General features: G+C 74.1%; 22 protein-coding genes and 1 pseudogene. 13 read left to right on the top strand and 10 right to left on the bottom strand.

What is annotated here, in order from left to right; genetic code table 11:
* A pseudogene (locus tag ABZX67_RS27525) lies at positions 1 to 415 on the top strand (ATPase); the annotation flags it as partial.
* 88 nt (positions 416 to 503) lie between these two features.
* On the top strand, positions 504 to 1,424 hold the full coding sequence (locus ABZX67_RS27520) for a hypothetical protein (RefSeq protein ID WP_355365321.1): 921 nt from the start codon (positions 504 to 506) through the stop codon (positions 1,422 to 1,424).
* Positions 1,425 to 1,517: 93 nt separating this feature from the next.
* Here ABZX67_RS27520 and ABZX67_RS27515 read toward each other — a convergent pair whose 3' ends face one another.
* The 4 genes from ABZX67_RS27515 to ABZX67_RS27500 form a co-directional block, all read right to left on the bottom strand.
* Positions 1,518 to 2,552 (bottom strand): lactonase family protein, encoded by a 1,035-nt coding sequence (locus ABZX67_RS27515; protein WP_355365318.1) that lies wholly within the window; start codon positions 2,550 to 2,552, stop codon positions 1,518 to 1,520.
* Positions 2,553 to 2,620: 68 nt separating this feature from the next.
* Positions 2,621 to 4,258, bottom strand: coding sequence for an FUSC family protein (locus tag ABZX67_RS27510; RefSeq protein WP_355365315.1), 1,638 nt, complete (start codon positions 4,256 to 4,258; stop codon positions 2,621 to 2,623).
* Between the two features lie 207 nt (positions 4,259 to 4,465).
* Positions 4,466 to 4,849 carry a hypothetical protein gene (locus tag ABZX67_RS27505; RefSeq protein ID WP_355365312.1) on the bottom strand — a complete coding sequence of 128 codons (384 nt, stop codon included), beginning with the start codon at positions 4,847 to 4,849 and terminating at the stop codon, positions 4,466 to 4,468.
* 90 nt (positions 4,850 to 4,939) lie between these two features.
* Positions 4,940 to 6,070, bottom strand: a complete 1,131-nt coding sequence (locus tag ABZX67_RS27500; RefSeq protein WP_355365309.1) for a site-2 protease family protein — start codon at positions 6,068 to 6,070, stop codon at positions 4,940 to 4,942.
* Positions 6,071 to 6,203: 133 nt separating this feature from the next.
* Here ABZX67_RS27500 and ABZX67_RS27495 point away from each other — a divergent pair, with 133 nt between their 5' ends.
* Positions 6,204 to 6,677 carry an archease gene (locus ABZX67_RS27495; RefSeq protein WP_355365327.1) on the top strand — a complete coding sequence of 158 codons (474 nt, stop codon included), beginning with the start codon at positions 6,204 to 6,206 and terminating at the stop codon, positions 6,675 to 6,677.
* Between the two features lie 37 nt (positions 6,678 to 6,714).
* Here the strand turns inward: ABZX67_RS27495 and ABZX67_RS27490 are convergent, their stop codons facing one another.
* Positions 6,715 to 8,142: an RtcB family protein gene (locus ABZX67_RS27490; protein ID WP_355365306.1), complete on the bottom strand. Its 1,428-nt coding sequence runs from the start codon at positions 8,140 to 8,142 to the stop codon at positions 6,715 to 6,717.
* A gap of 140 nt (positions 8,143 to 8,282) precedes the next feature.
* Between ABZX67_RS27490 and ABZX67_RS27485 the strand changes: the two genes are divergently transcribed.
* On the top strand, positions 8,283 to 8,693 hold the full coding sequence (locus ABZX67_RS27485) for a four-helix bundle copper-binding protein (protein ID WP_355365303.1): 411 nt from the start codon (positions 8,283 to 8,285) through the stop codon (positions 8,691 to 8,693).
* Positions 8,694 to 8,754: 61 nt separating this feature from the next.
* Here the strand turns inward: ABZX67_RS27485 and ABZX67_RS27480 are convergent, their stop codons facing one another.
* Complete coding sequence (locus ABZX67_RS27480; RefSeq protein WP_355365300.1) at positions 8,755 to 10,251, bottom strand: vanadium-dependent haloperoxidase; 1,497 nt, start codon at positions 10,249 to 10,251, stop codon at positions 8,755 to 8,757.
* A 151-nt stretch (positions 10,252 to 10,402) separates the two neighbouring features.
* On the opposite strand from ABZX67_RS27480, the gene ABZX67_RS27475 reads away from it, so the two are divergent.
* The 3 genes from ABZX67_RS27475 to ABZX67_RS27465 are packed head-to-tail and all read left to right on the top strand — an operon-like array spanning position 10,403 to position 12,188.
* Positions 10,403 to 10,888 carry an Lrp/AsnC family transcriptional regulator gene (locus ABZX67_RS27475; RefSeq protein WP_355365297.1) on the top strand — a complete coding sequence of 162 codons (486 nt, stop codon included), beginning with the start codon at positions 10,403 to 10,405 and terminating at the stop codon, positions 10,886 to 10,888.
* Positions 10,885 to 11,598: an HAD family phosphatase gene (locus ABZX67_RS27470; RefSeq protein WP_355365294.1), complete on the top strand. Its 714-nt coding sequence runs from the start codon at positions 10,885 to 10,887 to the stop codon at positions 11,596 to 11,598. The genes ABZX67_RS27475 and ABZX67_RS27470 overlap by 4 nt, the downstream gene beginning before the upstream one ends.
* Positions 11,595 to 12,188: a DinB family protein gene (locus ABZX67_RS27465; protein ID WP_355365291.1), complete on the top strand. Its 594-nt coding sequence runs from the start codon at positions 11,595 to 11,597 to the stop codon at positions 12,186 to 12,188. Before ABZX67_RS27470 ends, ABZX67_RS27465 begins: the two co-directional genes overlap by 4 nt.
* 29 nt (positions 12,189 to 12,217) lie before the next feature.
* Here the strand turns inward: ABZX67_RS27465 and ABZX67_RS27460 are convergent, their stop codons facing one another.
* The gene (locus tag ABZX67_RS27460) at positions 12,218 to 13,504 is read right to left on the bottom strand and encodes a bifunctional GNAT family N-acetyltransferase/ATP-binding protein (protein ID WP_355365288.1); all 1,287 of its coding nucleotides are present in this window, start codon (positions 13,502 to 13,504) and stop codon (positions 12,218 to 12,220) included.
* A 201-nt stretch (positions 13,505 to 13,705) separates the two neighbouring features.
* On the opposite strand from ABZX67_RS27460, the gene ABZX67_RS27455 reads away from it, so the two are divergent.
* Together ABZX67_RS27455 and ABZX67_RS27450 are read left to right on the top strand one after the other, a co-directional pair.
* Positions 13,706 to 14,869 (top strand): lactate 2-monooxygenase, encoded by a 1,164-nt coding sequence (locus ABZX67_RS27455; RefSeq protein WP_355365285.1) that lies wholly within the window; start codon positions 13,706 to 13,708, stop codon positions 14,867 to 14,869.
* The gene (locus ABZX67_RS27450; protein ID WP_355365282.1) at positions 14,866 to 15,846 is read left to right on the top strand and encodes an NAD(P)-dependent oxidoreductase; all 981 of its coding nucleotides are present in this window, start codon (positions 14,866 to 14,868) and stop codon (positions 15,844 to 15,846) included. The genes ABZX67_RS27455 and ABZX67_RS27450 overlap by 4 nt, the downstream gene beginning before the upstream one ends.
* Before the next feature lie 16 nt (positions 15,847 to 15,862).
* Here ABZX67_RS27450 and ABZX67_RS27445 read toward each other — a convergent pair whose 3' ends face one another.
* Entirely contained in the window at positions 15,863 to 16,285 is a 423-nt protein-coding gene (locus tag ABZX67_RS27445) for a secondary thiamine-phosphate synthase enzyme YjbQ (RefSeq protein WP_355365279.1), read from the bottom strand.
* A gap of 74 nt (positions 16,286 to 16,359) precedes the next feature.
* Here ABZX67_RS27445 and ABZX67_RS27440 point away from each other — a divergent pair, with 74 nt between their 5' ends.
* Positions 16,360 to 17,547 carry an FAD-binding oxidoreductase gene (locus tag ABZX67_RS27440; protein ID WP_355365276.1) on the top strand — a complete coding sequence of 396 codons (1,188 nt, stop codon included), beginning with the start codon at positions 16,360 to 16,362 and terminating at the stop codon, positions 17,545 to 17,547.
* Positions 17,548 to 17,592: 45 nt separating this feature from the next.
* Entirely contained in the window at positions 17,593 to 18,723 is a 1,131-nt protein-coding gene (locus ABZX67_RS27435) for an NAD(P)-binding domain-containing protein (RefSeq protein ID WP_355365273.1), read from the top strand.
* Positions 18,724 to 18,726: 3 nt separating this feature from the next.
* Here ABZX67_RS27435 and mltG read toward each other — a convergent pair whose 3' ends face one another.
* On the bottom strand, positions 18,727 to 19,587 hold the full coding sequence (gene mltG / locus ABZX67_RS27430; RefSeq protein ID WP_355365270.1) for an endolytic transglycosylase MltG: 861 nt from the start codon (positions 19,585 to 19,587) through the stop codon (positions 18,727 to 18,729).
* Between the two features lie 384 nt (positions 19,588 to 19,971).
* The gene (locus ABZX67_RS27425) at positions 19,972 to 21,786 is read right to left on the bottom strand and encodes an ABC transporter ATP-binding protein (RefSeq protein WP_355365268.1); all 1,815 of its coding nucleotides are present in this window, start codon (positions 21,784 to 21,786) and stop codon (positions 19,972 to 19,974) included.
* A 291-nt stretch (positions 21,787 to 22,077) separates the two neighbouring features.
* Between ABZX67_RS27425 and ABZX67_RS27420 the strand changes: the two genes are divergently transcribed.
* Complete coding sequence (locus ABZX67_RS27420) at positions 22,078 to 22,530, top strand: MarR family transcriptional regulator (protein WP_355365265.1); 453 nt, start codon at positions 22,078 to 22,080, stop codon at positions 22,528 to 22,530.
* Between the two features lie 30 nt (positions 22,531 to 22,560).
* The gene (locus ABZX67_RS27415) at positions 22,561 to 25,485 is read left to right on the top strand and encodes an FAD-binding and (Fe-S)-binding domain-containing protein (protein ID WP_355365262.1); all 2,925 of its coding nucleotides are present in this window, start codon (positions 22,561 to 22,563) and stop codon (positions 25,483 to 25,485) included.
* Positions 25,486 to 25,496: the final 11 nt, after the last annotated feature.

Here is a 25,496-nt window from a genome sequence, read left to right as displayed (position 1 = left end):
GCTGCCCGCGCGGCTCTACCCGCGCCCCGACCGGGCGGCGGTGCTGGCCTCGTTCGCGCCCGAGGTGGCCCGGTGCGGCGCGGAAGGCGACCCGGTGGCGGCCGGCATCCTCGCCGGGGCCGCGCGCCACATCGCGGAGGCCGCGGCCGCGGTGTGCCCGCCGAACGCCGACCGCGCGGGCCACGCCGACCGCGCCCATCGCAGGGAAGTGGCGCTGACCGGCGGGCTGTTCGCGATGGGCGAGGCCCTGCTCGTGCCGCTGCGGGCCGAGCTGGCGGAGCAACTGCCGTACGCGCGAACCGTGTCGGCCGACGGCGATCCCCTCGCCGGTGCGCTGGCCGTCGCGGCGGCGCTCGCCACGGACACGCTGCGGCTGCCCCGCGAGCCGGGCATGCTCGATACAACCAGCCGGTAGCCGACTGATCGGGCATAGCCGGACAGAGGCCCCGTGACCGCCCCCTCCCAGCGCGAGGGAGCAGGCAAAACCAGTAGCATGCGGCGACATGAGCTCCCCCACTGGGCCCGCTTCCGGCCTGCCTGTACGAATGCCGCGACCCCGCCAGTCCGGGCGGCACCGTCGCCCCGAACCCGTGGCGGCGCCCGAGGGCGCGCCCGCGCTCGTCCTCGCCGTTCCCGGCGTTCCTTCCGCCGCCGTACGCGGGCTGGCGGAGGAGGTCGTGAGCATCGCGCGTTCCGAGCTGCCCGGCCTGGAGGCCGGGATCGGTTTCCTGGACGGCGACGACGCCGAGTACCCCACGCTCTCGGCCGTGGTGAAGCAGGCCGCCGTGCTGCGCGTCGAGCGGTACGAGCTGGCCAAGGCCGCCGGCCGTGAGGTCGCCGAGCCCGAGGGCCCGGCCGCCGTCGTGGTGCCGCTGCTGGCGGGCCCGGACCACGCCCTGATGGCGCGGATACGCGATGAGGTGGCGAACAGCGGGGCGCCCGCCCAGCTGACCGATGTGCTGGGCCCGCACCCGCTGCTCGCGGAGGCGGTGCACGTCCGGCTGTCCGAGGCCGGGCTGGCCCGTGCCGACCGGGCGCGGCTGTTCACGGTCGCCACGGCGGCCGACGGCATCGTCCTGGCCACGGTCGGCGGCGAGGAGGCCGTGCAGGCGGCCGGCATCACCGGCATGCTGCTGGCCGCGCGGCTCGCCGTCCCGGTGATGGCCGCCGCACTGGACCAGGAGGGCTCGGTGGCCGCGGTCGCCGAGCAGCTGCGCGGCTCCGGTTCGCAGCAGCTCGCGCTGGCGCCGTACCTGATCGGCCCCGAGCTGGGCGAGGGCCTGCTGGAGGAAGCCGCGAAGGCCGCGGACTGCCCGGTGTCCGAGCCGCTCGGCGCCTACCCGGCGGTCGGCAAGCTGGTGCTGTCGCAGTACTCGGCCGCGCTGGGCATCGCCCCGCAGCCGCAGGGCGCGCCGGTCCACTGAGCTGGACGCCCCGGCCGTCAAGGACCGTAACGGAAGGGCCCGCACCGGACGACGACATCCGGTGCGGGCCCTTCCGCATACGCCCGGCCGTGCTCAGCCGAAGACCACGCACGACGCCGCCGGGGCCTCGACGGCGCCGGCCAAGCGCGGTACGCCCGTCACGGGGTCCAGGTCGAACCAGGTCACGTCGCCGGAGCGCTCGTTGGCCACGTACAGCCGCCGGCCCTGTGGGTCCAGCGCCAGGTCCCTCGGCCAGTGGCCGCCGCAGGGCACCGTGGTGACCGGCTCGGGCTTCTCGCGGGTCTCGTCGAGGGCGAGGACGGCGATGCTGTCGTCGCCGCGTACGACGGCCCACAGGAAGCGCCCGTCGCGGGCGATGGCGATGCCGGACGGGTGACTCGGGGCGTGCGCGCCCGCGGGCAGGACCGGGGTCGCGCCGAGAGGTTCGAGGGCGCCGGCCTCCGCGTCCCAGCGGCAGGCGGTGAGGGTCGGCTCCAGCTCGCCGAGCACGTAGACGTGGCTGGCGGCGGGGTGGAAGGCCAGGTGGCGGGGACCGGTACCCGGGGCCAGGGCGGTCTCGCCGCGTCGCAGGAGTGCCCCGTCGGCGAGCGCGTACACGTGGACGGAGTCGGTGCCGAGGTCCACGGCGAGCAGCCGCCGGCCGTCGGGCGCGGGCACCACCTGGTGGGCGTGCGGGCCTTGCTGCCGCTCGGGGTGCGGACCGGAGCCGTGGTGCCGGCGTACGACGCCGCCGGCGGCGTCCGGCACGCCGTCGGCTCGGAGGGGCAGGGCGCTGACGCTGCCGTCGGAGTAGTTGGCGGTCACCACCTGCCCGGCGGCGAGCGCCAGGTGCGTGGGGCCCGCGCCATGGACCGGGGCGGGTGCGCCGAGGAGGCGCGGGGCGGCCCCGGTGACGTCGAAGGCGGCGACGGCGCCCTCAGGTGCCTCGGAGACGGCGTAGAGCACGGCGCCGCCGGGCGCGATGGCCAGGAAGGACGGGTCCGGGAGCTCGTCCGAGGCCCCGGTGACGGTGAGCGCACCGGTCTCCGGGTCGACGTCGGCCGCGACGATGCCGCGCCCTCCGGCCGAGGTGAACGACCCGATGAAGGCCCGCTCCGCATACCGCACCGTGTTGCCCCTCTCCCCGCTGGCGCTACGCCCGCCCGTACGCGGGCGACGCTAGCAGGTCCAGACCTTTAGGGAAGGTTCTGGAACGCGGCCGACGCGCGCGGCGACGAGCGCAGCGGCACCGCCAGGTCGACCAGGACCCGCTCCAGCCCGTGGAGGTGGTGCAGGGCGGCCTCGGTGACCGGATGGTGGTGGAGCACGGCGGGCGCGGCGGGCGCGGCGGGCGCGGCGGGCGCGGCGGGCGCGGCGGGCGCGGCGGGCGCGGCGGGCGCGGCGGGGACAGCCTGGCCGGACTGCTGGGACTCCTGGGACTCCTCGGGCTGCTCGGCCCGTTCTGCACCGGGCGCGGGCGTCACCAGCGCCTGGAGCGCGATCTCCACACGCCAGCACGCGGCGGCGAGCCGCGCGTCGTGCGAGGCCTCCGGGTCGGCGGCGACCGACGTGAGGCCGCGCACCTCGCGGGCGCAGTCGTCCAGCAGGGCCAGGACCCGGCGGGCGCGGGCCTTGCGGGCGCGCAGCGGGCTCAGCGGGTGGACGAGCGGCGCCAGGGAGAGCCTCGCCCGCCCCAGCAGTACCTCCAGTTCGGCCGCGAGCGGCGCGGGGTCCGCGTCCGGGTCGCCCGCGAGCCGCCGCGCGGCCGCGGTGGTGCAGCCGTGCACGCAGCGCAGGGCCCGGGCGATCCAGGCGTCCGTCGTCGCGTGCGTGGTGACGGGCAGGACGAACAGCACGGCCAGCGCCGCGCCGGCCAGCCCCACGCCCGTCTCCACGAGCCGCAGGGCCAGCAGTCCGGAGTCCAGCACGCCGAGCAGCCCGTACAGCAGGCTCGCCATCACGGTGACCGCGAGCATCATCCAGGTGTACGAGACGGCCGCCGTGTAGAAGATGCCGAAGACGCAGAGCCCGATCAGGGCGGCGCTGGCCAGGGGCTCACCGTGCAGCGGGACGGCGACGAGCAGGCCGACGCCGATGCCGATCACCGTGCCCAGGACCCGGCGGAAGCCCCGTACCAGCGTCTCGCCGCGCGACGTCGTGTTGACGAAGATCCACCAGGCGGCGCCCACCGCCCAGTACCAGCGCTCGTGCGACAGCACCTGTCCCACGACCAGGGCGAAGCCGGCCGCGGCCGTCGCCTGCACCGCCTGCCGGGTGGTCGCCCGGCCCAGCCCCCGCCCGCCGTCGAACGGCGTCGGTACGGCGGCGGGCGGCGCGAACCGCCGCTCGTAGCACCACAGGCCGAACCGTACGGCCGAGGAGGCGAGCAGCGACAGCAGGACGGCTGCGTACAGCTCGGGCAGCTGCGCGGGCACCGTGCCGAGGAACTGGGTCACGAAGAAGGCCATGAACGCGAAGACGCCGAGCGAGTGGCCGCGCGGCCCCCAGCGCCGGGCGTACACGCCCGCCCCCACGATGGCGAGGAACGCCAGGTCGCGCGGGAGCGGGTGGTCGTGCAGCAAGGCGGCCAGGGCCAGGACGGGGAACCCGACGACGGGCAGCAGCGCGGTCGTGACCGCCTGGCCCCGCACCGTCGCGTCCGTCACGGTGAAGAGGGCGAGCAGCGCCGCGAGGCCGCCGGTGATGGCGGCGACCATCGAGTGGCCGGCCGTCCCGCACAAGCCCACCGCCAGCGCGATGCCGAGGACGGCCCGCGTGGCGCTGCGCAGTCGCAGTCGCCCGGGGTCCGGAGCCACGAACACCTTCTTCAGCACGGTTTCCCGGCCCTCCTTCACGTGACATGACAGGCATGGCATGAAAAAGGCGCCGCGGAGTCCGCAGCGCCATCGACGGACCCATCACAACACCGTCCGGCCCGTTGGCTCAAGTGGCTCCCTCTTTGCTGAGCCATTGGTCCAGCCGAGCCGTCACGGTGCGCGCCAGCGGGGAGCCAATGGCCTCACCCGTGGAACCGCCGGGCCTCACGTGCGCGGTACGCCCAAGGCCCGGCTCAGCGACGCCACCGCGACCCCGAGCAGCGAGGAGGCGGCAAGCAGACCCAGGCGGTACGCGTCCACGGAGCCGTCCCAGGTCAGCTCGCCCTGCTCGTGGATGACGAAGCCGTCGTACACCATCCACGCCACGGCCGCGGCGAGCGGAACCGCCCGCACGCTCGCGCGCAGGCTCACCAGGGCGGTGAGCACGCAGTACGCGGCGAGGGCGGGCACCGGGTGGTGCAGCCACCGCACGGCACCGAGCACCGGCAGGAGCCCCGCCGATCCGAGGGAGACGGACGCGCACACCACCGGCGTGGGGTACGGCGTCCACGATCTGGCCCCCTCGCGTGCCGAGTGCCTCGCGGGCATCTCGCCCTCCTCGTTCCGCCCCGCATATCGCCGACCCCCTCAGCGCAGCGGACGGCCGCCGCCAGGGCAACGCTCTTTCCGGCCGTACGCTCACCGGCTCCCGGGGCCGCGCAGGGTGTGCCGCCGCATCAGCCGCGCGATGTCCTTCGCCGTGACGATCCCGACCAGGCGCCCTGCGTCCACGACGAGGAAGCGCCCTCCGGCGCCCGGCCGGAGCTTGTCGAGGGACTCGCTCACGAGATCGTCCGGGGCCGCGAGCGCGCACCGCGACAGCGGCGTGGCCACGTCCCGCACGCGCAGCTCGTCCCTGCGCGCCTCCGGGACCGCGGCGAGCCGGGCGGTCTCGACCACCCCGCTGGGGCGGCCCTCGAAGTCGACCAGCGGCACGGCGGAGTGGCCGTGCCCGGCCGCCACCTCGTCGATGAAGGCCCGCACGGTCAGCCAGTCGGCGCCGGTGACCACCGGGGTGGACATGGCGTCGGCCATCCGCACACCGCGCAGGGCCGTACGGAGGACGGCACGCTGCCGTTCCGCGCCGGCGACGACGGTGATGAACAGGCCGATCACCAGCAGCCACAGGCCTCCGGTCATCCCGCGCAGTACGGAGACCCATCCCAGGATCATGAGCAGCACGCCCATGACCTGGCCGCTGCGGCCGGCCGCCCGTTCGGCGCGGTCCCGGTCGCCGGTGCGCCACCACATCGCCGCCTGCACCACCCGCCCGCCGTCGAGCGGGGCCGCGGGCAGCAGGTTGAACACGCCCAGCAGCAGGTTCATCCAGCCGAGCCACACCAGGACGGCGGCGGGCACCGGCCAGCCGGTCAGCCCGTGCAGTCCGATGCCCGCCCCGAGTGCGGCGCCGCCGACGGCCAGGCTGGCCAGCGGCCCGCTGACCGCGACCACGAACGCCGCCGCGGCCGTCGTCGGGCTGTCCATCCGGGTGACCCCGCCCAGCGCCCAGAGGGTCACGTCGTCCACGGAGATCCGCTTCCATCGCGCCGCCGCGGCGTGCGCGGCTTCGTGGAGCAGGACGCTGCCCATGAGCAGCAGCGCCCCTACGGCGCTGGCGACGGTGTAGACCGCGTCCGGCTGCCCGGGGGCCCAGGCGGGCAGGGTCTGGCGCCCCAGTCCGTACGCGAAGAGGACGGCGAGCAGCGGGACACTCCAGTGCATCCGCAGCGGCACACCGAAAACCCGTCCGACACGAAGTGAGCCCTTCATCGTCGCTCGTCTCCCCGAGGAACCGCGGGCAGGCCCGGGCGCTCGGCCGAGCGGCGCGGCGCCCCTGCTTCATTGTCCTCCCTGGCGGGGTAATCGCGGCATATGTCCGGTTCATTGAGGGCAAGTGCTCGTCATGATCGGCGACGCGGATGATGACGACACGAACGGCGACGAGCAGGCGTCCGGGCGGCAGGGCGAGAGCGGCCACCGGACGGTGCCGCACACGGCGGACGTACGGATCGAGGCCTGGGGCTCGTCCCGGGAGCTGTGCCTGGCGGAGGCCGTGCTGGGGATGGTGGAGTGCTTCGCCGATCTCGGCGGCGTACGCCCGACGGCGGTGCGGCAGGTGCGGTTCGACGAGACCGACGACGACGATCTGCTGGCCGCCCTGCTCGACGAGGTCATCTTCCGGCTGGAGGTGCACGGGGAGGTGCCCGTGGACGTCGAGGCGGAGATGACGGACGGCGGGCTGGACGTCCGGCTCGCGGTGGCGGAGCTGTCGCGGGTCCCGGTCATCGGCGCGGCCCCGAAGGCCGTCTCCTGGAGCGACCTCCACCTCTCCCCGGGCCCGTACGGCTGGTCGTGCGCGGCGACGGTCGACGTGTGACGGCCTGACCCGCGCGTCGACGGTCCGGGTCGGGCCGTCAGCCCTTCACCACGCCCAGCGGCACCAGGCGCACCACCTTGCGGCAGAGGCCCGCGCCCTCGCTCGCCTCGACCACCTCGGAGACGTCCTTGTACGCCTCCGGTGCCTCCTCGGCGAGGCCGCGCCAGGACGCCCCGCGCACGGCGATGCCCTGCGACTCCAGGCGGGCGCGCAGCTCCTCGCCGCGGACCGCGCGCAGGGCCGCGTGGCGGCTCAGCACCCGGCCCGCGCCGTGGCAGGTGGAGTGGAAGGCGTCGCCGCCCGGCACCCCGGTCAGGACGTACGACGCGGTGCCCATGGTGCCGGGGATGAGGACCGGCTGGCCGACGGCGCGCAGGTCATCGGGGAGGCCGGGGTGGCCGGGCGGGAGGGCGAGCGTGGCGCCCTTGCGGTGGACGCAGAGGGTGCGGGTGCTGCCGTTCACCGGATGGCGCTCGATCTTGGCGAGGTTGTGGGACACGTCGTACACCAGGCTCAGCCGGGCCCCCGCCGTGCGGCGGAAGACGCGGCGCGCCGCCTCGCCGAGCATCTGGCGGTTGGCGCGCCCGTAGTTGGCGGCCGCGGCCATCGCCCCGAGGTACGACTTTCCCACCGGTGAGCCGACCGGGGCGCAGGCGAGCTGGCGGTCGGGCACGGTGATGCCGTAGCGCGCCATCGCCTTGTCCATCACCCGCACATGGTCGCTGCACACCTGGTGCCCCAGCCCCCGGGAGCCGCAGTGGATCATCACGCACACCTGGCCGGGGGAAAGGCCGAAGGCGCGGGCGACCGGCTCGTCGTACACCTCGTCCACCTCCTGGACCTCCAGGAAGTGGTTGCCCCCGCCCAGGCTGCCGACCTGTTCGAGGCCGCGCTGCATCGCCCGCTCCCCGACCTCGCCGACGTCCGCGTCGGGGACCGCCCCGGCGTCCTCGCAGCGCAGCAGGTCGCGCTCCTCGCCGTGGCCCTCCTCGACCGCGTACCGCGAGCCTCCCTCCAGTACGCGGCGGAGCTGCCCGGTGCCGCTCAGGTGCCAGACCGCGCCGCGCCCGGGGCCGTGGGGGGCGGCCCGGCCCAGGCCGTCCATGAGCTGCGGCAGCACCGGGGCCAGGGCGCGCCGGTCGCAGTCGGCGGCGAGGAGCCGCACCCCGCAGGAGATGTCGAAGCCGACGCCGCCGGGTGACACCACCCCGCCCTCGTCGACGTCGGTCGCGGCCACGCCCCCGATGGGGAAGCCGTAGCCCCAGTGGATGTCCGGCATCGCGTACGAGGCGGTGACGATGCCCGGCAGGGTCGCCACGTTGACGACCTGCTCCAGCGACTTCTCGGCGTCCCGCAGCAGCCGCCGGGACGCGAACACCACCCCGGGGACCCGCATGTCCCGGTGCGGTGTGATGCGGAAGCGGTAGGGACGCTCCTCCGTGATCTCCATGGTGGTGATCTCCATCGCGGCCTCCCGACCATCGCGCGCCGCGTACCCGTCCGCCGGGCCTGTCATGTCGGGCCGCGGGGGTTGTTTGGCCGGGGGCCGCCGGTGCACCCGTCAGCGTGGGGGAACGAGGAGGCACGCAAGGAGGCGAGGAAGAGATGACCACATCGGTCAAGGACATGCTGAACACCTACCCGGCCGACCTCGGCGGTGTGGACAGGGAGGCGATGGCCGCGTGCATCGAAGCGTGCGTCGCCTGCGCGCAGGCGTGTACCGCGTGCGCGGACGCCTGCCTGTCCGAGGGGATGGTGGGCGAGCTGACCAAGTGCATCCGTACCGACATGGACTGCGCCGACGTCTGCAACGCCACCGCGGCGGTGCTCTCCCGGCACACCGGCTACGACGCCAACATCACCCGCGCGGTCGTGCGGGCGTGCGCCACCGTGTGCAAGGCGTGCGGGGACGAGTGCGAGAGCCACGCCGACATGCACGAGCACTGCCGGGTCTGCGCGGAGGCGTGCCGTCGCTGCGAGCAGGCGTGCGAGGAGCTGCTGGCGAGCCTCGGCTGAGGCTCGTCCCTTCCCTGTCCCGCGCGTGGGCGGGACAAGGAGAGCAGGCTACGGGAAGGCGTCAGATCGCGAGCGTCGTGCCGTCGAAGCGGTTCAGGGTGAGGACGGCGTCCTCCAGGGTCGTCTCCTTCATCTCGCGCAGCAGCCCGATGGCGATCTCCTCGCCGAGGCGGACGGCCTCGGTGTAGTCGGTGCGCCAGTGGACGCCGGCCATGTTGCGGCCGGTGGCGATGTTGGCGGCGACCTTGTTCAGCTCGCCGCCGACGGTGAGCCGGTCGGCGTCCGGACCGGTGTACGGCTCCAGGGCGGCGCCGTCCGTCGTCGGCACGACGGGGTCCGGCAGGATGTGCGACTCGTCGAACCAGGCCTTGAGGATGGTCACGCACGCGCCCGCCACGGTGGCGTGCCCCGAGCCGTACGCCGGGTGGGTGGGACTGCCCTCCGGGAAGGCCTGCGGCAGCAGGTGGCTGCCGTGCTTCTCGAAGACCCGCTTGACGGCGACGGACTCCAGCACCTCGGAGTCGATCGGATACTCGCGCTGCCCGCGCAGCTGGAGGTGGACCCGGCCGCCGAACTCCTCGGGGCGCAGCCGCCGGTGCACGTACCACTTCTGGAACCACACCGCCTTGAGCGCGCGCGTGGCCACCTCCGTCACGAGGGGCAGGATGTGCGGTCCGCCGTACGTGCCGAAGCCGATCTGGTTGCCGGAGAAGGCGTACGGGTTGCCCGGGTCCGTGGGCGCGTCGGTGCCCAGCAGGATGAGCGCCGCGTTGAGGTAGGCCTCGTACAGCGCGTCGAAGTGGACGTAGTGGGCGAGGTCGCGCGGGGTCTGGAGGTAGCGGCGGCGTGCGAAGTCGCGCTCGTCGGGCTCGGGTGCGGAGCCGTTCTGCACCTCCAGCCAGTCGCCCCACGTGGTGAGGTGGTCGACCGGGCGGACGAGCGTGTCCTGGCGCTGCGAGATCCGCAGCGTGCCGTACGGGATGTCCTTGAGCAGGAACTGTGAGACGTACGGCCCGGCGAGGTCGCCCCGGGTGTCCCCGCGGAAGATGGTCTGCGGGGTGACCAGGCCGCCCTGCTTGGGCGCCCGGAAGTCGGTCAGGCCGCTCAGTTCGGCGGCGGCCTCGGCGACGGGCTCGCTGTCGCCGAACCGGGTGAAGAGGACGTCCCTGCAGAGCGCCATCCAGTACAGCTCGACCGCCTCGGCGGAGTTGCGGGCGCTGTCGATGCGCGGCGCGGGCGGCATCGCGAGCGCCTGGGCGTCCGGCCCCTCCAGGTCGAAGGCGAGACCGCTCTGCGGGTTGGTCAGCTTGCGGGTGCCGCCGAGCGGGATGCGCTCGAAGTCCTCGTACCGGCCGGTGGTCAGCGCCCGGCGCAGGAGGTGGTACGCGGCCGGCCGGACCTCGCCGTGCTTGTCGTGCGGCAGGCCCTTGGAGTAGGTGGCGACGAACGGGTGGTCGGTCTCCTCGCCGTTGGCGAGGTGGAGCGGGACCGGGCGCTGGAACTCGGCCTCGGCGGCGCGGACGCGGACGGTGCGGGCGGCGAAACGACGATCACTCATACGAATCCCCCGTGATTCCGGTGAGTTGGCGGTGCGTCGCACTGTGCCGACTGAGACGCCGAAGCCGGCGCGACCGTTGCGGCACGCGGGCCTGTGGGTGACATCTGCACATACGGGGCGACGGCTTCCGGCCTTGGTACTGTCACGTCCCGTGGCAGTGGACGAGCTCGACACCCGGATCCTGCGGCTGCTGATCGAACAGCCGCGCACGAGTGTGCGCGAGTACGCCCGGATCCTGGGCATCGCGCGCGGCACGCTCCAGGCACGTCTGGACCGGATGGAGCGGGACGGGGTGATCACCGGCACCGGGCCGGTCCTCTCCCCCGCCGCGCTGGGGCATCCCGTGCTGGCGTTCGTGCACATCGAGGTGACGCAGGGACACCTGGACGAGGTGGGCGAGGCGCTCGCCGCCGTCCCCGAGATCGTGGAGGCGTTCTCGATCACCGGCGGCGGAGACCTGCTCACGCGTGTCGTGGCCCGGGACAACGGCCATCTCGAGGACGTCATCCAGCGGCTGATCCAGATCCCGGGCGTGGTGCGTACGCGGACGGAGATGGCACTGCGCGAGCGCGTGCCGCACCGGCTGCTGCCCCTGGTGGAGGCGGTGGGGCGGGCGTCGCGCCCGCAGCGCCCGTGAACGCCGCGGTCCTGTTCGACCTCGACGGCACGCTGGTGGACAGCGAGCCCAACTACTACGAGGCCGGGCGCCGGCTGCTGGAGAGCCACGGCGTCACCGGCTTCACCTGGGAGCGCCACACCGACTTCATCGGCATCGGGACGCGCGAGACGCTGGAGGCGCTCAAGGAGGAGTACGGGCTCGACGCGCCGGTCGAAGAGCTGCTGGCCGGCAAGAACCGCCACTACCTGGAGCTGGCGCGCGCGGCGACCGAAGTCTTCCCGCAGATGCGGGCGTTCGTGGAGCTCCTGCACCGGGAGGGCGTGCCGATGGCCGTGGCGTCCGGCTCCTCGCGCACCGCGATCGAGGCGGTGCTCGGCGGGACGGGCCTGGACGCGTACATCGCCACGCTGGTCTCCGCCGAGGAGGTCGAGCGGGGCAAGCCGGCGCCCGACGTGTTCCTGGAGGCGGCGCGGCGGCTCGGCGTGGAGCCGGCGCACTGCGTGGTCGTCGAGGACGCCCCACCCGGCGCGGCGGCGGCCCACGCGGCCGGGATGCGGTGCATCGCCGTTCCGTACGTACCGTCGACGGCCGACGACCCCGCGTTCCGGACGGCGGGGCTGCTGCTGCGCGGCGGGCAGGGGGAGTTCACGGCGCGGGCGGCGTACGACTTCGTGAAGAGCACGAGCGATGGCGCGAGCGATCACGGGACCGGCAGACTGGCCCGATGACCGCATCGGATGCCAAGACCGACCTGCGCTTCTACCTCCAGTCCGCCCGGGACGCCCTGCTGTGGAAGCTCGAAGGGCTCTCGCCGTACGACATCCGCCGCCCGCTCACGCCGACCGGGACCAACCTCCTCGGCCTCGTGAAGCACGCGGCCGGCGTGGAACTGGGCTACCTCGGCGACACCTTCGGGCGCCCGTCCGGCGAACCGCTGCCGTGGCTCGAAGCGGGTGCCGAGCCCAACGCGGACATGTGGGCCACCGCCGACGAGTCGCGCGAGCGGATCGTGGACCTCTACCGCCGGGCGTGGGCGCACGCGGACGCGACGATCGACGCGCTGGCGCTGGACACGGTCGGCAGGGTGCCGTGGTGGCCCGACGACAGGGACGAGGTGACGCTGCACCACGCCGTGGTGCGCGTGACCGCCGATACGCACCGGCACGCCGGGCACGCCGACATCCTCCGGGAACTGGTGGACGGTGCCGTGGGGATGAACAAGGGCAACGACAACATGCCGCCGGGCGACGCGGCGTGGTGGGCGGAGTACCGGGGCCGACTGGAGCGCGCGGCTCGGGAAGCCGACCGGACCGGGTGAGGCGGCGCGAGGCGCCGCCTCACGCCGGGTCAGAACCGCGCGTGGGAGGTGATGTCCGCGCGGAACTGGTCGATCATCGCGGGCGTCACCGTCGGCCGGCACTGGGCGATGGCCTCCAGGTAGTCCTCGGTGCTCGCGCCCGGCGCCTGCTCGTGGTCCTGCGCGGCGGCACCGCCCAGGTCCCGCTCGAAGGCGGCCTGGGCCGCGATCCGCGCCGCGTGTTCGATGTCGGCGGGCGTGAACAGCTCGCTCGCCGCGACCAGGACGGACACGTCGACGTCCGACCGGCCGTGCGTGTAGCGCGACCAGATCGCCGCGCGCGCCTCCTTGTCCGGCGTACCGATCGGGATCAGGTAGTCGAAGCGGCCCGGGCGCAGGAACGCCGGGTCCAGCGAGCGGATGGAGTTGGTCGCGCAGACCAGCAGCCGCTCGTCGCCCTCCCGGAAGCGGGGGATCAGCTTGAGCAGCTCGTTCGTCACGCCGTGCATCCCGCCGGGCTGCGCGGGCTCGGTGCGTACGGGCGCGATCTCCTCGACCTCGTCGATGAAGACGAGCACCCGCTCCAGCTCGGAGATGCGGGCGAACGCGCTGCGCAGCGCCGCCGCCAGGTTGCCCTCGTCGGCCAGCCGGGACGGCAGCAGTTCCACGAAGGGCCAGCCCAGCCGGGAGGCGATGCCCCGGGCGAAGGTGGTCTTGCCCGTCCCCGGCGGGCCGAAAAGGGCGATGGCACGCGGCGGTTGCACCCCGTGCCGGGCGGCCCGCTCCGGCTCGGCGAGCGGAAGCACGACCCGCCGCTCGATCAGGTCCTTCTCCGGCTCCATGCCGGCGACCTTGGCCCACAGGTCGGCGGGCAGGAACCGCCCGCCCAGGTCCTCCAGGAGATTGGCCGCCGGGCCGTGCAGCGGCTCCACCTTCTCGAAGTAGGCGACGGCCGGCCGCCGGGTGTAGCCGGCGTTGAGCAGGCCCTCGCCGAAGAGGTCCTCCTCGGGCAGGACGTAGGCGATCCGGCCGACCCGGGCGGCGAGGAGCCGCCGCTCCAGCTCCACCAGGAGCGCGCTGGCCAGGCCCCGGCCGCGCCACGCCGACGCGATGGCGATCCGCATCACCCAGGCCCGCTCCCCCGCCACGCAGGCGAGCGCCGCGCCGATGGGCACGCCCTGGTGGACGGCGACGACGGCCGGCTGGCGGGAGGTCAGCGCGCCGATGCACTCGGCGAGCGAGAACACGGACTCCTGGCCGAGCTCGGCCGTGGTGTCGATCAGGTGGACGACCGCCGCGAGATCGCTCTCTCGGTAGTCGTGGATGAGCCACTTCACGCGGTACCCCCTCGTTCGTGATGTTCCGGCGAGGCTAGGGGGCGGGGGCGGACCGGCTCCTGTGCCGGTCTGCACAAGCGCGCGGCGCCGAGTACGACGTTGTGTCGGTGGACGGACCCCGTCGAAGCGGTGGACGCGGCGGGCCGCGACTCGCGAGGATCCCAGGTGACACGGTGCCGGGGTGAAGGGCGGAACGCGCGCATGGCGAAACACTGGGCGGACTTCCAGTACGAGATCTACCTGGGCGGCATGACGGGCGCCGTGCCGCGCCTGCCCACCGACCTGACCCGCCTCGAGGAGCTCACCGAACGGCGCCTCGGCCCCGGCCCGGTCGGTTACGTGGCCGGCAGCGCGGGCAGCGGCAGCACCGCGGCCGCCAACCGGGCGGCGCTGGAGCGCCGGCGGATCGTTCCGCGCATGCTGCGCGACGTACACGAGCGGGACCTGTCGGTCGGGATCCTCGGGCGCACGCTGCCCGCGCCGCTCGCGCTCGCGCCCGTGGGCGTCCTGTCGATCCTGCATCCGGACGCGGAGCCCGCCGCCGCCCGCGCGGCCGCCGCGCACGGCGTTCCGTACATCCTGTCCTCCGCCTCCAGCACGCCGATGGAGCGGGTCGCCGAGGCGATGGGCGACGCGGAGCGGTGGTTCCAGCTGTACTGGCCCAAGGACATCGAAGTCGCCCGCTCGTTCCTGGGCCGGGCGAAGGCCGCGGGCTTCACCGCGCTGTTCGTCACGCTGGACACGCCGCTGCTGGCGTGGCGGCCGCGCGACCTGGACCAGGCGTACCTGCCGTTCCTGCACGGCGTGGGAACCGCCAACTACTTCACGGACCCGGCGTTCCTCGCCGGTCTCGCCAAGCCGGTGCACGAGGACCCGAACGCCGCCGTCCTGCACTTCGTGAGCATGTTCGCCGACCCCGCCAAGACCTGGCCGGACCTGGCGTTCCTCCGGGAGAACTGGGACGGGCCGATCGTGCTCAAGGGCATCCTGCACCCGGACGACGCCCGGCGCGCCGCCGGCGCGGGCATCGACGGCGTGGTCGTGTCCAACCACGGCGGCCGCCAGGTGGCCGGCTCCATCGCCGCCGCCGACGCCCTGCCGCGCGTGGCGGAGGCCGTCGGCGACCGGCTGACCGTGCTGTTCGACAGCGGCATCCGCACCGGGGACGACATCTTCAAGGCGCTCGCCCTGGGCGCCCGGGCGGTGCTGGTGGGGCGTCCGTACGCGTACGGGCTCGGTCTCGACGGCCAGGCGGGCGTCGAGCACGTCATCCGCTGCCTGCTCGCCGAGCTGGACCTGACCCTGGCCCTGTCCGGGCACTCCACGCCCACCACGCCGGGCCCCGACGACCTCTTCGAGGAGTGAACGCCGTGACGAAGAACGTGCTCGCCGTCGTCCCCGCGCACGTCGGCGGCCGCGCCGCCGGCGCCGCGCTCGCCGGGCTGTTCCCCGGCGAGGCCCGCGTCACCGTCGTGGAGACGGCCGACGAGGACTCGGTCGCGCTGCGCGAGGCCCATGTCCTGATCACCGCCCTCGCCCCGGTCACCGCGGGGCACCTGGCCGCCGCGCCCCGCCTGGAGCTGATCCAGTGCGCCAGTCACGGCTACGACTACGTCGACGTGGAAGCCGCCCGGGCGCGGGCCGTCACCGTGTGCACGATCGGCTCCAGCGACGCGGAGAAGCAGAACGTCGCCGAGCAGACCTTCGCGCTCATGCTGGCCCTCGCCAAGCAGCTCATCCCGGCCCACACCGCCCTCGTCGACGCCGACTGGGCGCTGCCGCGCCTCCAGCACTCCCTCACGGAGCTGTCCGGCAAGACCCTCGGCGTCATCGGCCTCGGCCGCATCGGCACGGAGGTCGCCCGCCGCGCGGCGGCGTTCGACATGCGCGTCCTCTACGCCGGCCCCCGGCGCGCCGCCCCAGAGACGGAGTCACGCGCGGGCGGCGCCCGCCACACGGACCTCGACGAGCTGCTGCGCGCGTCCGACTACGTCACGCTCCACGCCCCGCTCACCGACGCCACCCGCCACCTCCTCGACGCCGACCGCCTGGCCCTCCTCAAACCGACAGCCTTCGTCGTCAACACCGCCCGCGGCGCCCTCATCGACCAGGACGCCCTCGCCGACGCCCTCCACTCCGGCACCCTCGCCGGCGCGGGCCTCGACGTCTTCGACCCCGAACCGCCCCCGGCGACCCTGCGCCTGCTGAAGGCCCCGCGCGTGGTGCTCTCCCCGCACGTCGGCGGCGTCACGCGCGAAACCGTGGTGCGGATCGCGCTGGCGGCCGTCGAGAACGTCACGGAGTACCTGGCGGGGAAGCCGCCGCGGGATGTGGTGTCGTAGAGGCCGCGGCAACGCGTCAGCCGAGGAAGCTCAGCCGCACCTGCCGGTCCGGGTTGTCCTTGTTCGTGTCGACCACGCACACCGACTGCCAGGTGCCCAGCGCCATCTCGCCGCCGATGACCGGGATCGTCGCGTGCGGGGGCACCAGGGCGGGGAGGACGTGGTCGCGGCCGTGGCCCGGGCTGCCGTGGCGGTGCTGCCAGCGGTCGTCGGCCGGGAGCAGGGTGTGGAGGGCGGCCAGGAGGTCGTGGTCGCTGCCGGAGCCGGTCTCCAGGATGGCCACGCCGGTGGTGGCGTGCGGCGTGAACACGTTCAGCAGGCCGTCCCGGCCCGCCGCCACCTCGCGGAGGAAGGAAGCGCAGTCGCCGGTCAGGTCGTGGACCGTTTCCCGGGTGCCGGTGGTGATCCGCAGCGTACGAGTGGTGAATGCGTCGCTCATGCGTCCATGGTGTCACCGCGCGGCGCGCCGCGCGGCCGTCGGCGTGACGAGTCGTCAGACGCCACCATGGACGCATGGCGATTGAGGGTGTGTCAGCTGAGGGGTCACTGCCGGGGGCCGTCGATGTCGTGGTGGTCGGGGGTGGGGTCATCGGGGCGAGCATCGCCTTCCACCTCGCGGAGGCGGGGGTCGGGCGGGTGCTGCTCGTGGAGCGGGATGTGCCGGGGTCCGGGTCGTCCGGGAAGCCGATCGGCGGGGTGCGTGCGCAGTTCTCCGATCCGGTGAACGTACGACTGGGGCAGCGGAGCCTGGCGGCGTGGCGGGCGTTCGGGGAGCGACCCGGGGCGGACGTGGGGCTGGAGAGCGTCGGCTATCTGTTCCTGCTGGCCGACGAGGCCGAGGTGGCGGCCTTCCGGCGGGCGATGGAGGTGCAGCACGCGTACGGCGTGCCCAGTCGGCTGCTGAGCCCACGCGAGGCGCACGAGCTGTGCCCGTACGTCGAGCCGTCGTCGTTCGTGGCCGCCGCCCACTCCCCCGCCGACGGGTACGCGCTGCCCGGTGCGGCCGTGCGCGGCTACCTGCGGGCCGCCGCCGCGCTCGGCGCGACCGTACGGACCCGGTGCGCCGTCACCGGGATCGAGACCTCCGGCGGGGAGGTCCGCGCGGTGCGCACCGGTGCCGGGACGGTGCGCACCGGGGCGGTGGTCTGCGCGGCCGGGGCCTGGTCCGGGGAGGTGGGCGCGATGGCGGGGGTGGAGCTGCCCGTCACGCCGCTGCGCCGGCAGATCGCCCTGACCGGTCCGCTGGACCCGGCGCCGCCGCGGGTGCCGTTCACCCTGGACTACGGCTCCACGCTGTACTTCCACGGCGACGGGGCGGGCGGTCTCGTCCTGGGACTGTCCGATCCCCGCCAGGAGCCCGGGTTCGGGCGGGGGTTCGGCGAGGAGTGGCTGGACCTCTTCCGGGAGGCCGCCGCCCGGCGTGCGCCCGCGCTCGCGGACGTGCCGGTACGCGGCGGCTGGGCCGGCCTGTACGAGATGACGCCCGACTGCAACGCGCTGATCGGCGAGGCGCGCGGCGTCAGCCGGTTCCTGTACGCGACGGGGTTCTCCGGCCACGGCTTCCTGATGGCCCCGGCGGTCGGGGAGGTGGTGCGGGACCTGTACCTCGGCAGGGCGCCGTTCCTCGATGTCGCTCCGCTCGCCGCCGACCGCTTCGACGGCGCCGCGTCCGGGGTCCGCTCGGAGGCTCATATCATCTGACCGGCGTCCGGGAAGATCCCCGCACCCGGGCTGGTTGGTGGAAGGGTGAACGATTTCCGGGTGTACGACGTGGACGTGGTCGTCGTCGGCGCGGGGCAGGCCGGGCTCTCCGCCGCGTACCACCTGCGCCGCACCGGGCTGGAGCCGGACCGGGACTTCGTCGTCCTGGACCACGCTCCGCGACCGGGCGGCGCGTGGCAGTTCCGCTGGCCCTCGCTGACGTACGGCAAGGTGCACGGGATGCACCGGCTTCCCGGCATGGAGCTGACCGGCGCCGATGACGGCCGCCCGTCGTCGGAGGTGATCGGCGGGTACTTCGCGCGGTACGAGGAGGCGTTCGGCCTGCGCGTGCACCGGCCGGTCGAGGTGACGGCGGTGCGGGACGGCGGCGAGGGCGGCCGGCTGCTGGTCGAGACCTCGGAGGGGACGTACCCGACACGCGCCCTGATCAACGCGACCGGCACCTGGGACCGGCCCTTCTGGCCGCGCTACCCCGGCCAGGAGACCTTCCGGGGCCGGCAGCTGCACACCGCGGACTATCCGGGGCCGGACGAGTTCGCGGGCCTGCGGGTCATCGTGGTGGGCGGCGGGGCCTCCGGGACGCAGCACCTGATGGAGATCGCGGACGTCGCGGCGGAGACGACGTGGGTGACGCGCCGGGAGCCGGTGTGGCGCGAGGGGCCGTTCGGTGCGGCGGAGGGCCGGGCGGCGGTCGCGCTGGTGGAGGAGCGGGTGCGGCGCGGGCTGCCGCCCGAGAGCGTGGTCAGCGTGACGGGGCTGCCGGTGACCGACGCGATCCGGCGGGCGCGGGAGCGCGGGGTCCTGGACCGGCTGCCGATGTTCGACCGGATCACGCCGACGGGTGTGGCGTGGGCGGACGGGCGGGCTGTCGACGCGGACGCCATCCTGTGGGCGACCGGTTTCCGCGCCGCCATCGACCACCTCGCGCCGCTGCGGCTGCGCGAGCCGGGCGGCGGCATCCGCCTGGAGGGCACCCGTGCGGTACGCGACGAGCGCGTGCACCTGGTCGGGTACGGGCCGTCCGCGTCGACCATCGGCGCCAACCGGGCCGGGCGGGCCGCCGTGCGGGAGGTCGGGCGCCTGCTGGCGCGCGGGGCGAAGCCGGTGCCGCGCGCGGTCCTCCCGGGCCGTGCGCCCGACCGGGTGCCCGCGTGAGCGTCAGCTCGCCGCCGCGCTCCGCCGGACCTCGTTGAACTCCTGCACGTTCCGCTGGTGCTCGGCGTAGTCGGCGGTGAAGCGCGTGTCACCGGGCCGTACGGTCACGAAGTACAGCCAGTCGCCCGGCGGCGGATTGATCGCCGCGTCCATCGCCTGCTCGCCCGGGTTGTCGATGGGGGTGGGCGGCAGACCCTGGCGGTTGTAGGTGTTGTACGGGTTCTCCATCCGGGTGTCGGCGTGCGAGGTGTCGAGGGTGGAGCGGCCCAGGGCGTAATTGAGGGTGGAGTCCATCTGGAGGGCCATGCCCTGGGTGAGCCGGTTGTAGATCACCCGCGCCACCTTGCCCATGTCCTCCACGGTGTCGGCCTCGGCCTGCACGATGCTGGCGATGGTCACCGTCTGGTAGAGGCTCACGCCGTTGCGCTGCGTGCCCGCGCCGACGCGGCCGACCCCGAACCGTTCGTGGGCGGTGCGCACCATGTAGTCCAGCAGGCCGCGCACGGTGGTCTTCTTGTACACGGGGTACGTGGCCGGGAAGAGGAAGCCCTCGGGATTGCCCTGCGCGTCGGCCGGCAGCTTGAGCCTGCCGCTCTCGGCGACCTTCCGCGTGGTTCCGGGCGGCGCCTTGAGCGCCTTGTCGACGGCGTCGTACACCTGGGTGGCCCGCCAGCCCTCGGGGATGAGGAGCATCCTCGGCTTCTCGGGCGGCGGCGGGGCCGGGGCCTCGCCCCTGAGCAGCAGCAACGGCACCAGCACCGCGGCGGCCGTGACGACCACCAGACCTGCGGCGAGGGACAGCTTGCCCCGGCGGGTCATCCGGGACCGGCGCCGGGGCGTGTCCTGCGGGGACTCGTTCACCATGCGGGCACGCTAACCCGGGCCATACGCCGAACCCGGCAGCCGGCCGCGCCCCGACACGTCGACCACCGGGTCGGCCCTGAACACGCGAACACGGGATCGGATGTTCGCCTGAACGCGTGATCGCATCCGGTTTCCGGGCGCAGCGGGGCTGCGACACATGATGCTTACGGTGCGCAAGCGACGGGCTGCAGACCTCGGTTGCGTCGTCCCACACATGCACGAAGCACAAGGAGAACGCACCATCATGAACGTGCTCACCGATCTGCTGGCCGGTTTCATCCACTTCGTCGGCTGGCTCGTCTGACGATTGCTCGACCCGGCGCCGTCGCTCCCCCGTCCCACGGGAGCGGCGGCGCTTCCGCGTGCGTGTCCGGGGAGCGGGCGTCAGGGCGCCGCGGGGGCGAGTTCCGCGTCGCCGCGGACGAGGGCGGCGTACCGGCCGTCCAGGGCGAGGAGTTCGTCGTGGGTGCCGCGTTCCGCGATGCGGCCGGCGTCGAGGACGACGATCTCGTCGGCGTCCCGGATGGTGGAGAGCCGGTGCGCGATGGTGATGGTGGTGCGGCCGGCGGAGAGCGCGTCGATCGCCTGTTGCACCGCGTGCTCGGTGCGGGTGTCGAGGGCGCTGGTCGCCTCGTCGAGGATGAGGACCGGCGGGTCGCGCAGGATGGTGCGGGCGATGGCGAGGCGCTGTTTCTCGCCGCCGGAGAAGCGGTAGCCGCGCTCGCCGACGAGGGTGTCGTACCCGTCCGGCAGGGAGGCGATGTGGTCGTGGATCTGGGCCGCCCGCGCGGCCGCCTGGATCTCCTCGTCGGTGGCGTCGGGCCGGGCGAAGCGCAGGTTGTCGGCGACGGACGCGTGGAAGAGGTAGGTCTCCTGGGAGACGACGCCGACGGCCCGGGCGAGGCTGTCGAAGTCCAGGTCGCGTACGTCGACGCCGTCGAGGGTGACGCGGCCGCCGGTGACGTCGTAGAGCCTGGGCACGAGGTAGCTGAGCGTGGACTTGCCCGAGCCGGTGGGGCCGACGACGGCGAGGCTGCCGCCCGCCGGGACGGTGATGTCGATGCCGTGGAGCGTCTCGCCGCTCTTCTCGTCGTACCGGAAGTCGACGCTCTCGAAGCGGACCTCACCGCGGACCGTGTCGAGGCGGACGGGCTTGTCCGGCTCGGTGATGTCGACCGGCAGGTCGAGGTACTCGAAGATCCGCTGGAAGAGCGCGAGGGAGGTCTGGATCTCGACGCCGGTGGAGAGCAGGCTCACGGCGGGCCGGAACAGGCCCTGCTGGAGCGAGACGAAGGCGACGAGCGTGCCGATGGAGAGCGCGGCGCCGCCGGCCTGGAGCGCGAGTCCGGCGGCCCAGTAGAGCAGCGCGGGCATGGCGGCCATGACGATGCCGATGGTGGACATCCGCCACCGCCCGGCCATGGAGGAGCGCACTTCGAGGTCGACGAGCCGCTCGGACTCGGCGGCGAAGGAACGGGTGAGGGAGTCCGCGCGGCCCATGGTGCGGCCGAGCAGGATGCCGCTGACCGAGAGGGACTCGGTGACGGTGGCGGCCATCGCGGCCATCTGCTTCTGCCGCTGGGTGGTGATCGCCTTGCGCTCGCGGCCGACGCGGCGGCTGATCCACACGAACAGCGGAAGCAGCAGCAGGGAGACGACGGTGAGCCGCCAGTCCAGGGCGAGCATCGCGACGACGGTGGCCACGACGGAGGTGAGGTTGGAGACGAGGGAGGTGGCGGTGGAGGTGACGGTGGCCTGCATGCCGCCGATGTCGTTGGCGATCCGGGACTGGACCTCGCCGGTGCGCGTGCGCGTGAAGAAGGCGAGCGGCATGCGCTGGAGCTGGGCGTAGACGGCGGTGCGCAGGTCGTGCATGACGCGCTGGCCGACCGTCGTGGAGATCAGCGTCTGGAGTACGCCGAAGACGCTGGTCACCACGGCGGTGAGGATCATGCCGAACGCGAGCAGCGTGAGCAGCCCCGTGCGGCCCTGCGGGATGGCGGTGTCGAGGATCTCGCGGAGCAGGAACGGCGAGGCGACGGAGACGAGCGACGAGGCCGCGACGAGCAGCCCGACGACGGCGAGCCGGGTTCGGTAGGGGCGGAAGAGCCGGAGGATGCGCCGGATCTCGGCGGGCGGCTGCGGCTGTTCCGGATCGGGGGGCGGTGGTGTCCAGGTGGACTCGGCGTGGATGCGCATGGGCTCCTTCGGTTGGGCGCGCCGCCGGGCTCGGCGGTCGCGCGGGTCGGTGACGCACACGTTCACGACGCGCGTGTCCGTGGCAGGCACGTCCGTGACACGTGCGTCCGGACGCCCGCGAGGGTGGCACCCACGTGGACGACACGTACGCCGACGTCGGCCGCGGAGCTGCGGCGCCGCGACCAACGAACGACACCACGGACGACACGGCGCGTGACACCGCGAACATTCCAGAGGATAGCTCATTGTTACCTATCTTCACAATGAGCATAGTCCTGATACTCTTCCGTCATGAACTCCCCCGACGCCGACGGCCTGCTGGCCGAGCAGCTCCTGCGGCTGACCCGCCGGCTCCACCGCAGCCAGCAGCGGCAGCTCGAGTCGGCCGACGTCGCCATCACCCCCGCCCAGTCCCGGCTGCTGCGGATCGTCGCGCACTACGACCGCCCGCCCCGCATGGCGGACCTCGCGGCCCGGCTGGAGGTCGTGCCGCGGGCGGTGACGAGTCTGGTCGACGGCCTTGAGGCGAGCGGCCGGGTCCGGCGCGTCCCCGATCCGGACAACCGCCGGGTGATACGGATCGAGCTCACCGACACCGGCCGGGACACGCTGCGGCGGCTGCGCAGCGCGCGCCGGGCGGCCGCAGAGGACATCCTGGCTCCGTTGACCGCCGAACAGCGCGAGGTGCTCGGCGGCCTGCTGTCCGCCCTCGTGGACGGGGTGCCGGAGCGGCGGCGCTGCTGAGACGAGGCCCGACGTCGAGGGGACCGTGACATGCCGTTGCTGGAGCCGAAGCCGGACGCGCTGCGCCCCGGCGGGACGCGGACGCCGTCCCCCGACCGCGTACCGGATCTGGTGGCGCATGGTTCACCCGGGCGGCTGCGGGACGAGCTGATCGCCCTCCTCGGCCCCGACAAGGTGCTGTGGCGCGTCTCGGACCTCGTGCGGTACGCGTCGGACGCCAGCCCCTACCGCTTCGTGCCGCAGATCGTCGTGGTCGCCGAGGACACCGACGACATCGCCGCCATCCTGGCGTACGCCCACGACAAGGGCCGCGAGGTGGTCTTCCGGGCCGCCGGGACGAGCCTCAATGGCCAGGCGCAGGGCGAGGACATCCTGGTGGACGTGCGCATGCACTGGGTGGGCGTCGAGGTGCTGGACGGCGGCGCCCGCGCCCGCGTCCGGCCCGGCACCACCGTCGCCCGGGCCAACGCCACCCTCGCCCGGTACGGCCGGGTGCTCGGCCCCGACCCGGCGAGCGCTGCGGCCTGCACCATCGGCGGGGTCGTGGCCAACAACGCCTCCGGCATGACCGCGGGCACCGAGCGGAACTCGTACCGCACGGTCTCCTCGCTCACCGTCGTACTGCCGTCCGGGACGGTCGTCGACACCGGCGACCCGGCCGCCGACGAGGAGTTGGCGCGCGCCGAGCCCAAGCTGTGCGAGGAACTCCTCGCGCTCAAGGCCGAGATCGAGGCCGACGCGGAGCTGACGGCCCGGGTCCGCGCCAAGTACCAGCTGAAGAACACCAACGGCTACCGGCTGGACGCGTTCCTGGACGGCTCGACACCCGTCGAGATTCTGCGCGGGCTGATGGTGGGCTCCCAGGGCACCTTCGGCTTCATCTCCGAGGTCGTCTTCGACACGCTGCCGCTGGACCGCGAGGTCTCCACGGCGCTGCTGTTCTTCCCCTCCCTGCCGGCCGCCGCGGCCGCCGTGCCGCGGTTCACCGAGGCCGGTGCGGTCGCCGTCGAGCTGATGGACGGCAACGCCATGCGGGCCTCCGTCAGCGTGGCGGGGGTGCCCGCCGACTGGGCGGAGCTGCCCGCGGAGACCACCGCGCTGCTGGTGGAGTTCCGGGCGCCCGACCGGGCGGCACTGGGGGCGTGTGAACGGGCCGCCGACCGCGTGCTGGCGGGCGTGGAACTGGTGGCGCCGGTCGCGTCGGTCACCAACCGGTTCACCCGGGACGCGGCGGCCATCGGCGGGTACTGGAAGGCCCGCAAGGCGTTCGTCACAGCGGTCGGCGGCTCCCGCCCGCCCGGTACGACCCTGATCACGGAGGACTTCGCCGTCCCCCCGGCGCGGCTGGCCGAGGCGTGCGAGGCCCTCCTCGCGCTCCAGCGGGAGCACGGCTTCGAGGCCGCCGTCGCGGGCCACGCCGCCCATGGCAACCTCCACTTCCTGCTGGCCTTCGACGCGGCAGACCCGGCCGACACCGATCGCTACGCCGCCTTCATGGATGCCTTCTGCACCCTGACGGTCGAGCGGTTCGACGGCTCCCTGAAGGCCGAGCACGCCACCGGGCGCAACATCGCCCCGTTCCTGGAGCGGGAGTGGGGGCCGACCGCCACCGAGCTGATGTGGCGTACGAAGCGGGCCATCGACCCGGAAGGGGTGCTGGCGCCGCGGATCGTCCTGGACCGCGACCCGCGCGCCCATCTGCGCGGTCTGAAGACGATTCCCCAGGTGGAGGCGGCCGCCGACCCGTGCATCGAGTGCGGCTTCTGCGAACCGGCCTGCCCCAGCGCGGACCTGACGACCACACCGCGCCAGCGGATCGTGCTGCGGCGCGAGATGATGCGGCAGAGCCCCGGCTCGCCGGTCGAGGACGGCCTGGCCGCGGCGTACGGCTACGACGCCGTGGACACGTGCGCGGGCGACTCCGTCTGCAAGCTCGCCTGCCCGGTCGGGATCGACACCGGCGCCCTGATGAAGCGGCTGCGGCACCGGCGGCACTCCGCGCGCGAGGAGCGGGTGGCGGCGCTCGCCGCCCGCAACTTCAAGGCGGTGGAGGCGGCGGCCCGGCTCGCGCTGTCGGCGGCGGACGCGGCCGGAGACCGGCTGACCGCGTCGGTGACGGGCCTGGCGCGCCGCGTCATCCGGCCCGATCTGGTCCCCGAGTGGCTGCCGGAGGTCCCCGGCGCGGCCCGCGCCCGGCTGCCGCGTACGGAACGGACCGGTGCGGCCGCCGTCTACTACCCGGCCTGTGTGAACCGGATCTTCGGCGAGCCCGACGGCTTCGACGGCCCGCCCCTCCCCCAGGCCGTCGTCGCGCTGTCCGCGCGGGCCGGGCGGCCCGTGTGGATCCCGGACGACGTGGCGGGCACCTGTTGCGCCACCATCTGGCACTCCAAGGGGTACGAGGAGGGCGCGCGCGTCATGGCGAACCGCGTCGTCGAAGCCGCCTGGGGCTGGACGGCAGGCGGCCGCCTGCCGCTCGTCGTCGACGCGTCCTCCTGCACGCTGGGCCTCGCCCACGACGTCGTGCCGTACCTCACCGACCGCAACCGCGAGCTGCACGGCGAGCTGACGGTCCTCGACTCGGTCGTGTGGGCCGCCGACGAGCTGCTGCCGCACCTGGAGGTACGCCGCCGGGCGGGCTCCGCCGTGGTCCACCCCACCTGCGCGATGCTCCACCTCGGCGACCAGGACCGGCTGACGGCGCTCGCGGCGGCCTGCGCCGAGGAGGTGTACGTACCGGACGACGCGGGCTGCTGCGCCTTCGCGGGCGACCGCGGCCTGCTGCACCGCGAGCTGACGGAGTCGGCGACGGTCCGCGAGGCGGCGGAGGTGACGGGCCGGGACTTCGACGCGTACCTCTCGGCGAACCGCATGTGCGAGATCGGCATGGACCACGCCACAGGCCGCCGCTACCACTCGGCGCTCCAGGAGCTGGAGCGGGCGACGCGCCCCTGAACCCCCCTGCC

The sequence above is a fragment of the Streptomyces sp. NPDC003036 genome (assembly GCF_040611175.1).
Taxonomy (GTDB): Bacteria; Actinomycetota; Actinomycetes; order Streptomycetales; family Streptomycetaceae; genus Streptomyces.
This window is presented reverse-complemented; position numbering and strand designations above follow the sequence as displayed.

What these genes read in the sequence shown, in the direction of transcription:
- ABZX67_RS27520 (WP_355365321.1), top strand. Translation starts at nt 504, where the DNA reads ATGAGCTCCCCCACTGGGCCCGCTTCCGGCCTGCCTGTACGAATGCCG.
- ABZX67_RS27505 (WP_355365312.1), bottom strand. Translation starts at nt 4,849, where the DNA reads ATGCCCGCGAGGCACTCGGCACGCGAGGGGGCCAGATCGTGGACGCCG.
- ABZX67_RS27500 (WP_355365309.1), bottom strand. Translation starts at nt 6,070, where the DNA reads ATGAAGGGCTCACTTCGTGTCGGACGGGTTTTCGGTGTGCCGCTGCGG.
- ABZX67_RS27495 (WP_355365327.1), top strand. Translation starts at nt 6,204, where the DNA reads ATGATCGGCGACGCGGATGATGACGACACGAACGGCGACGAGCAGGCG.
- ABZX67_RS27490 (WP_355365306.1), bottom strand. Translation starts at nt 8,142, where the DNA reads ATGGAGATCACCACCATGGAGATCACGGAGGAGCGTCCCTACCGCTTC.
- ABZX67_RS27485 (WP_355365303.1), top strand. Translation starts at nt 8,283, where the DNA reads ATGACCACATCGGTCAAGGACATGCTGAACACCTACCCGGCCGACCTC.
- ABZX67_RS27480 (WP_355365300.1), bottom strand. Translation starts at nt 10,251, where the DNA reads ATGAGTGATCGTCGTTTCGCCGCCCGCACCGTCCGCGTCCGCGCCGCC.
- ABZX67_RS27465 (WP_355365291.1), top strand. Translation starts at nt 11,595, where the DNA reads ATGACCGCATCGGATGCCAAGACCGACCTGCGCTTCTACCTCCAGTCC.
- ABZX67_RS27455 (WP_355365285.1), top strand. Translation starts at nt 13,706, where the DNA reads ATGGCGAAACACTGGGCGGACTTCCAGTACGAGATCTACCTGGGCGGC.
- ABZX67_RS27445 (WP_355365279.1), bottom strand. Translation starts at nt 16,285, where the DNA reads ATGAGCGACGCATTCACCACTCGTACGCTGCGGATCACCACCGGCACC.
- ABZX67_RS27440 (WP_355365276.1), top strand. Translation starts at nt 16,360, where the DNA reads ATGGCGATTGAGGGTGTGTCAGCTGAGGGGTCACTGCCGGGGGCCGTC.
- mltG (WP_355365270.1), bottom strand. Translation starts at nt 19,587, where the DNA reads ATGGTGAACGAGTCCCCGCAGGACACGCCCCGGCGCCGGTCCCGGATG.
- ABZX67_RS27425 (WP_355365268.1), bottom strand. Translation starts at nt 21,786, where the DNA reads ATGCGCATCCACGCCGAGTCCACCTGGACACCACCGCCCCCCGATCCG.
- ABZX67_RS27420 (WP_355365265.1), top strand. Translation starts at nt 22,078, where the DNA reads ATGAACTCCCCCGACGCCGACGGCCTGCTGGCCGAGCAGCTCCTGCGG.
- ABZX67_RS27415 (WP_355365262.1), top strand. Translation starts at nt 22,561, where the DNA reads ATGCCGTTGCTGGAGCCGAAGCCGGACGCGCTGCGCCCCGGCGGGACG.